Raw genomic sequence first — 7,928 nt, forward strand, 5'->3', positions numbered from 1 at the left:
GTACGCGATCAAAGACTGGAGATCATAAATAGTTATATATTTGAAGAAGATAACTATGGAAATAAATACTTTAGTCCTCAAAATGGTGAAAAACAAAAGCGACTATATGCAAAAGAAATGGAAGAGCTAAAAATCCAAAAAATGCATGCAGATTTTATAAAACCAATTGAGGTAGAAGCAGAGCAAGAATTTGCCAAAAAAAGAGCGATACAGCTCGAAAACGACCGAAAAGATCATGAATTGAGGGAACAGCAGTTGCGTAAAGAACGAGAACAACAAGAACAACTCTATGTCTATGAGCAAGAAAGGCGAGAACAAGAACATATGGCATTTTTAAGACGCCAAGAATTGGAGAAACAGCAGAAAAATGAGCCTAAAAAGCCAGAACAAGACAATGATAACGATTACACACCTTGGTAAACCCTGTTTAAACGCAAAAAACCGGGGTTTTTAGCGACTTTTACTAAAAATGTAGGGAAACCATAGTCTATAAGAGTAAAAGCTCTTAGACCTCAAATGAGAGCCTTTAGCGAGTGTCTACGAGCGTCACAATGAAAGTTCGCTTATTCCCCCCTCTGAAAAACCGCTTTTTAGGTGTTATTAGAGAGTTTCTTTAGCAAGTGTCTACGAGCGTCACAATGAAGTTTTTGCTTTTCAAAAAGCATGAGCAAAGCGAATGCATTATTGCTTTTGATTTTTTTAAATTGATATATGTATTAACCAAAAAATTGTCCCTAGAATCGAGCGAAAGCGAGATTCAATAGAGTTTGAGCGTAGCGAAAACCAAGGGCAATTTTTCTTAATTGATGTTTTTAATGTTTTTAATAGTTTTTAATGTTTTTAGCCTACCTTAAAGGCTTGTAGATAAAGGGTTATAGAGGATCACCCCCTACCTTTAGCAGTATATATCCCTACCTTTAGCAGTATATATCCCTACCTTTAGCAGTATATATCCCTACCTTTAGCAGTATATATCCCTACCTTTAGCAGTATATGTTTATCTCGTTTTCTTCTTTATTTCCTACAAAAAAAAATATATAGTAAATTAATAAAAATTTTATGGTCTAATAATGAGTAAAAATATAGTCGTAAAAGCGAATATCTTGATTGAGGCAAGCTACAAACTTGATTTGGTAGAAATGCGCTTAATACTTTTAGCAATTATTGAAGCTAGAGAAAGTAAAACATTGATTGATGCTAACTCTCTGATAAAAATATCAGCTAAAAAGTATGCAGAAATGTTTGATATTAGCCTCAAAAACTCTTATTCCATGCTACGAGGGGCTTGTAAAACCCTGTTCGACAGACAATTTTCATATGTGGATTGGGATTTTGATCTATTAAGTGAAGATACTTCTAAAATCTTTTTTACTTCTCGATGGGTATCTAAGGTAGGTTATAAGCCAGGTTTTGTTTACTTATCTTTTGCTCCTGATGTCATACCATTAATAAGTCGCTTAGAAAAAGAATTTACGCGTTATGACCTTCTTCAAATAAGTAAGTTTTCTAGTATTTATGCTGTTCGGATTTATGAAATATGTATGCAATGGAAGATTGCTAAAAAGTTTTATATTTCTCTCTCTGATTTACGAAATACATTAGGTTTAACAGAAATAGAACTTTCAAGAATTGATAACTTTCAAAAGAAAGTCCTTGAAGTAGCAAAAGATCAAATTAATGAGTCTTCGGACATAACTATTGATTATAAAACCAAAAAGTCTGGAACCAAGATAACTGGCTTTGAGTTCACAATAAGATCCAAAACATCACAGCCAATTAAAATGGAAATCGCCTTAAATGATAAACAAATTCTTTTGTTCTCAAATAAGCTAGTTCATGAACCTTCATTTGCTTCAAAGTACAGCAAAGTTGGTGAAAGTTATGATGACTTCGCTATAAGAATTTCTGAAAATTTAACTATTCCTGATAAGGTTCAGGAATACTTACCCTATCTAGAAAAAGTCGGGTTCAATACTGCTTAAAATATAGACTTGTCGTTTTGTCTATTAGACAGTCTAATAGACAAGACATTTTTACAAGATTAGGCATCACTTTACATCATGAAAAGCCTTTCAGTTTTAGAGTTATCCAAGCTTTACAATATCAATAGACAGACCATCTATAATCAGATAAACAAAGGAATTTTAAGTAAAAATTCTGATAATAAGATTGATTTCTCAGAAGCCATCCGTGTATTTGGTGAACCTGCAAGAAAACAGGATGTAAAAGAGCCTGTAAAAATAGACAGTCCAACTTCGGCAGAAGTTTTACTGCTTAGACAGCAGATAGACATGCTGAAAAATCAAGTATCAGATGCCAAAGATCGAGAAGCCTTCTACCAAGAACAAATTGAAGTCATGCAACGTCTATTGGAAGCTCCAAAACCTCATGTCACTACACCTGTTGATCCTGAGCCAACTCAATCTAAGCCTGAGACAGAAGAAAAAGAGGAAGTGATCACAATCCCTCCAAAAGAACCTGAAGTAATCGAGAATAAGCGCATTCTAGTCCCGGAACATGTCCAACCGGAACCGGAAAAAAGAGGCTTTTGGAGCCGTTTTTTTAGACCCTATGATTAACTACGATTGTTTAACTGATATGAACAAAGTCGTGAAACATTGATCAAATAATAAGCGTGGAACGTGAAAAATCATAAAAAAAGCCCACCTTGGGGAAGATGGGCTATCAACTAGAAACTACAGCATTGATTTCTATAGATAATTATAACGCATTTCGTATAAGGTGTATTATGTTAATTTTAGAAAATCTTCACTACTATTATTTTAAAATAAGCCTTATATCCAAGCATAAAACAAGGTTGTCTAGACTTCTTTTAACAGTAAAGTTATCATAAAACTGAATTTTATTTTTTAGGTAAGTTTATGCATTCTATCCGCATTCGTTAAGACACAACTATTTGCATAGTGACACTATTTTATAATGGTGGGCTTTTGTTGTGTCTTTAAGAATATATGCGGATATATAAAGTAAAAGTATGCTTAATTTATAAGTATGCTTTTAGTGCATAGTTTCCAGTTATAACTTAATTGACTAGCTATTTGTCCACCCTGTGGATGAATAGCTTTTTTTTTGGGAGGACACTGTGATGCTAGCTTTTGTTTTCACCTAAATCCTGTTTGCTGCATAAAAAATTTCAAGAGCTAAACAGGAGTAAATAAAAATGAGTTTAATTATTAAAGCGAGAAACATACGCTTGGATTATGCTGGGCGTGATGTTTTGGATATTGATGAATTGGAAATTCACTCTTATGACCGTATTGGTCTTGTGGGTGATAACGGAGCAGGAAAGAGTAGTTTACTCAAAGTACTTAATGGCGAAATTGTTTTAGCCGAAGCGACATTACAGCGTTTTGGTGATTTTGCACATATCAGCCAACTGGGCGGAATCGAAATAGAAACGGTCGAAGACCGGGCAATGTTATCTCGCCTTGGTGTTTCCAATGTACAAAACGACACAATGAGTGGCGGAGAGGAAACTCGTGCAAAAATTGCTGCCGCATTTTCCCAACAAGTACATGGCATTCTAGCGGATGAACCAACCAGCCACCTTGATCTCAATGGAATAGATCTACTTATTGGTCAACTTAAAGCATTTGATGGAGCATTACTTGTTATCAGTCATGACCGATATTTTCTTGATATGGTTGTAGACAAGATATGGGAGTTAAAAGACGGTAAAATTACGGAATATTGGGGTGGTTACTCGGATTACTTGCGTCAAAAAGAAGAAGAGCGACAACACCAAGCCGTAGAATATGAGCTGATGATGAAGGAACGGGAGCGATTAGAATCTGCTGTGCAAGAAAAACGCCAGCAAGCTAATCGATTAGACAATAAGAAAAAAGGAGAAAAATCCAAAAACTCTACCGAAAGTGCTGGACGACTTGGGCATGCAAAAATGACTGGCACCAAGCAAAGAAAACTGTATCAGGCAGCTAAGAGTATGGAAAAGCGTTTGGCTGCATTAGAAGATATTCAAGCACCAGAGCATTTGCGTTCTATTCGTTTTCGTCAAAGTTCAGCCCTAGAACTGCACAATAAGTTCCCGATTACGGCAGATGGTCTGAGCTTAAAATTTGGTAGCCGTACTATCTTTGATGACGCTAACTTTATAATACCGCTTGGCGCTAAAGTCGCTATAACTGGATCGAATGGAACAGGGAAAACGTCCTTGTTAAAAATGATATCAGAACGTGCTGATGGATTAACCATATCTCCAAAAGCTGAAATTGGCTACTTTACACAAACAGGATATAAATTTAACACGCATAAATCTGTGCTCTCCTTTATGCAGGAAGAGTGCGAGTACACAGTTGCGGAAATTCGTGCAGTATTGGCTTCAATGGGGATCGGAGCGAATGATATTCAAAAAAACTTATCCGACTTATCGGGAGGTGAAATCATCAAACTGCTTTTATCCAAAATGCTTTTAGGAAAATATAATATTTTGCTTATGGATGAACCAGGAAACTATCTTGACCTAAAAAGTATTGCCGCATTAGAAACAATGATGAAGTCCTATGCAGGAACTATTATCTTCGTATCTCATGACAAGCAATTGGTCGATAATATTGCTGACATTATCTACGAGATCAAAGACCACAAAATCATCAAGACTTTTGAGAGAGATTGTTAATGATAGCCAATCTAATCCGAACATTAATTATTGAACTCTTTAAAGGAAATTAAAAATGACAATTCAAGATATTCAATCACTTGCTGAAGCACACGGCTTGTTGCTTACGGACAAAATGAATTTCAATGAAATGGGCATTGATTTTAAGGTCGTTTTTGCTCTTGATACAAAGGGGCAACAATGGTTGCTGCGTATTCCTCGTCGTGATGGCATGAGGGAACAAATCAAGAAAGAAAAACGCATTTTAGAATTGGTAAAAAAACATCTTTCTGTAGAGGTTCCTGATTGGAGAATTTCATCTACAGAATTAGTGGCTTATCCCATACTTAAAGATAATCCTGTTTTAAATTTGGATGCTGAAACCTATGAAATAATTTGGAATATGGACAAAGATAGCCCGAAATACATAACATCTTTGGCAAAAACCTTATTTGAAATCCATAGTATTCCTGAAAAAGAAGTTCGGGAAAATGATTTGAAAATTATGAAACCTTCAGATTTAAGACCTGAAATAGCAAACAATTTGCAGTTAGTAAAATCTGAAATTGGTATAAGTGAGCAATTGGAAACCCGCTACAGAAAATGGTTGGATAATGATGTTCTATGGGCAGATTTCACCCAATTTATACATGGCGATTTATATGCTGGGCATGTACTAGCTTCAAAGGATGGAGCTGTTTCAGGCGTTATTGATTGGTCAACAGCCCATATAGATGACCCAGCGATTGATTTTGCTGGGCATGTAACTTTGTTTGGAGAAGAAAGCCTCAAAACTCTAATCATCGAGTATGAAAAACTAGGGGGTAAAGTTTGGAATAAACTATATGAACAGACTTTAGAAAGAGCAGCGGCCTCTCCTTTGATGTATGGTTTATTTGCCTTAGAAACTCAAAATGAAAGCCTTATCGTTGGAGCAAAAGCTCAGTTGGGAGTTATATAATTTAAAAATATGATTGCTGAGAACTGCCTTGTTTTGAAACTTGGTTGGCTTTAATTAGTTTTTAGTATTCTTTATAGAAAATGCCTCGATCAAGGGGCATTTCTAACAATCATTTAACATAAAATTTCTTATGTGAAGTAACCTGAATGCAGCGGTGCCCCATTGGGGGCGCGTTGAGATAAGCCTCTTTTAGATAACTTTAGCAACTCGATAGACAGTTGCAACTCCACAATTCACTGCTTTGGCAATTTCTTCCTTAGTCATATTGCCAACTACTAGCAATTCTTTTATTCGTTTATGTTTAGCCTCATTTGCCTTCTTGCCTGTTGGTTTGTAACCCGAACGTGCCAGGCCCTGCTTAATACGTTCTATACGTTTCTCATTGTCTAGGCGGGCCATTGTTGCCAGAAGATCAATCAACATATTGTTGATGAGTTCCAAGATTGAATGAGTAATGCTGTCACTGGTTTGAATCATTTGGTAGGTAGTAGGAAGATCTGCTACGACTAAACGAAGTCCCTTCTCCTGGATCCTGCGCTTCAGCTCTTGAAAATCTCGTTGGGTTAGGCGTGATAAGCGGTCAATACTTTCAACTAACAATGTGTCACCTTGATTTGCTTCTGACAGTAGCTTATTCAATTCAGGTCGGTCTAACTTCGTACCACTATAGTTTTCCACGTACACAATGGTTTCACCCAAATTCAAGTTTTGGTTTAGATCCTGAAGAATCTGCAAAGCCCTTTCTGCATCTTGATCTTTAGTTGAAGCTCGTAGATAAATACGTGTATTCATTTCTATCATTTAATCTTAATTCTATTAGATTAATGATAATACTATCATTTAATTATTGCATTAAGTCTAATGATAGATATTGTATGCGATTTGGCTCGCTATCATTCAGGTATAGTCTTTTGATAAAAAAAGCATGACTAAAAGCCATGCCTTGGGAATTCGTATAACGTGTATTATGTTAATTTTAGGAAATCTTAATCGAAGTGAAATATATAGCTCAAATCATAGAATGTAATGAGAATCTCGAATTCATTCTAAAAATTAAGGTTCGTAATGAAATTCTAGAGGTATTTAGTTCTTCAATACCCTCATGTATTGATCTCAAAAAAAATTACCTTATAGATTTAGAAGCTACTATTTTTGATGATTACCTTATTGAGAAAACACATTATTCCCATCAAATTAAGCAAATAGATAATAGTCTAAGATATGAAATTATTGGATATTTAAAAGAAGGGAAGCTAGATGTTAATGGCTTAATTTTTGAAGATGATATTTTAAATAGAGATTTTTTTTACTTAGATAACAATACAGTAAAATGGACTGTCGATAGAATTAATGCTGACTTTGATGACAGAGATTGAATCCATTTAACATAAAATTTCTTATGCGAAATTACATACCAACTTTAACCACATTGTGGACAGGTTGGATTTTAGAGATAAGAAAAACTTCTAGGGCATTTGCTAAATAAGCCGTATCACGCTCAAAGCCTATTGTAATGATGGATCCAGCATCTTTCAGTCTTGGATCTATCGCAATATATTCAGTTTTATCTTCATTCCATCGGCAATATTTCATTACCCTGGCGCTTAAGCCATTACCACGATAACGGCCAGCACCTCTAGAAGTCCCAACACCGATATAAGTCACTAAATCCCCTTTGACAAACGCATATACACCTTGTTTATCGTAATTAGGAATTTTTCCAAAATTAAAATGTACTGGTGACCATTCAGGAGGCTTTCCTAATAGGTCTACATTCCAGTGATGTTCGAAGAATAATTCTGTATTACGTATTAACTTATTAAGTGTTGGATCTTCCACTACTTATCCCTCAAAATTTATAAATTAAAAAGCTTTCGGTCACGCTCATCTGTTAAATACTTATCCATCTGAGCAATTAATTTAGCTCTGGCTTGTTCATCATCTTCAGTGATCTTTAGCATACAGGATCCAATTAAAATTTTGCGTCTGGTATCATCCTTTCGAGCTTGTTCTTTCTCTTTAGCACGTTCTCTTGCCAGTGCTGCCTGTCTTTGAGCCTTTAACTGCTTTAGCTTTTCTTCCTGTGCTTTGATTTTGCTGTCTAGTGTTTCAGTAACGCTCATTAATCCAATACCATCATCCTGGGAAACCATCCCTAACATAAGCGCACTTGAATATGCATTCAAGGTGCTATATGTATAGTAATGTTTTCCTCGAAGAGCGCACTTAGCCATTGGATTTCATCCAATGGTGCGACAAGGGGTAAATCCCCTTTGTAATCCCCTGACCAACATATACATGTTGGTAATTTCGATAAATCGAAATAAAGAG

The 7,928-nt window shown here is 35.6% G+C and carries 8 protein-coding genes and 1 pseudogene; 6 read left to right on the top strand and 3 right to left on the bottom strand.

Translation table 11 applies throughout. The features are described 5' to 3' along the window. From ACPUEY_RS13760 to ACPUEY_RS13780, 5 genes and pseudogenes are all read left to right on the top strand, one after another. Positions 1-420, top strand: a pseudogene (locus ACPUEY_RS13760) (mobilization protein (MobL-like)); the annotation flags it as partial. 650 nt (positions 421-1,070) lie between these two features. Beyond that, on the top strand, positions 1,071-1,982 hold the full coding sequence (repM, locus tag ACPUEY_RS13765; protein ID WP_004733876.1) for a replication initiation protein RepM: 912 nt from the start codon (positions 1,071-1,073) through the stop codon (positions 1,980-1,982). Positions 1,983-2,060: 78 nt separating this feature from the next. Then, positions 2,061-2,579: a plasmid replication DNA-binding protein gene (locus tag ACPUEY_RS13770; protein ID WP_087090660.1), complete on the top strand. Its 519-nt coding sequence runs from the start codon at positions 2,061-2,063 to the stop codon at positions 2,577-2,579. Between the two features lie 602 nt (positions 2,580-3,181). Beyond that, positions 3,182-4,657: an ABC-F type ribosomal protection protein Msr(E) gene (gene msr(E), locus ACPUEY_RS13775; protein ID WP_000052512.1), complete on the top strand. Its 1,476-nt coding sequence runs from the start codon at positions 3,182-3,184 to the stop codon at positions 4,655-4,657. Positions 4,658-4,712: 55 nt separating this feature from the next. After that, entirely contained in the window at positions 4,713-5,597 is an 885-nt protein-coding gene (locus ACPUEY_RS13780) for an Mph(E) family macrolide 2'-phosphotransferase (RefSeq protein WP_000155092.1), read from the top strand. 189 nt (positions 5,598-5,786) lie between these two features. Here ACPUEY_RS13780 and ACPUEY_RS13785 read toward each other — a convergent pair whose 3' ends face one another. Next, complete coding sequence (locus ACPUEY_RS13785; protein ID WP_015060246.1) at positions 5,787-6,398, bottom strand: recombinase family protein; 612 nt, start codon at positions 6,396-6,398, stop codon at positions 5,787-5,789. A gap of 194 nt (positions 6,399-6,592) precedes the next feature. Here ACPUEY_RS13785 and ACPUEY_RS13790 point away from each other — a divergent pair, with 194 nt between their 5' ends. Beyond that, the gene (locus ACPUEY_RS13790) at positions 6,593-6,973 is read left to right on the top strand and encodes a hypothetical protein (protein WP_015060210.1); all 381 of its coding nucleotides are present in this window, start codon (positions 6,593-6,595) and stop codon (positions 6,971-6,973) included. Between the two features lie 31 nt (positions 6,974-7,004). Here ACPUEY_RS13790 and ACPUEY_RS13795 read toward each other — a convergent pair whose 3' ends face one another. Both ACPUEY_RS13795 and ACPUEY_RS13800 read right to left on the bottom strand, forming a co-directional pair. Beyond that, positions 7,005-7,436, bottom strand: coding sequence for a hypothetical protein (locus tag ACPUEY_RS13795; RefSeq protein WP_039090891.1), 432 nt, complete (start codon positions 7,434-7,436; stop codon positions 7,005-7,007). A gap of 17 nt (positions 7,437-7,453) precedes the next feature. Then, positions 7,454-7,720: a mobilization protein gene (locus ACPUEY_RS13800; protein ID WP_088749624.1), complete on the bottom strand. Its 267-nt coding sequence runs from the start codon at positions 7,718-7,720 to the stop codon at positions 7,454-7,456. Positions 7,721-7,928: the final 208 nt, after the last annotated feature.

Source organism: Acinetobacter sp. G11, from assembly GCF_049808495.1.
Lineage (GTDB): Bacteria > Pseudomonadota > Gammaproteobacteria > Pseudomonadales > Moraxellaceae > Acinetobacter > Acinetobacter kookii.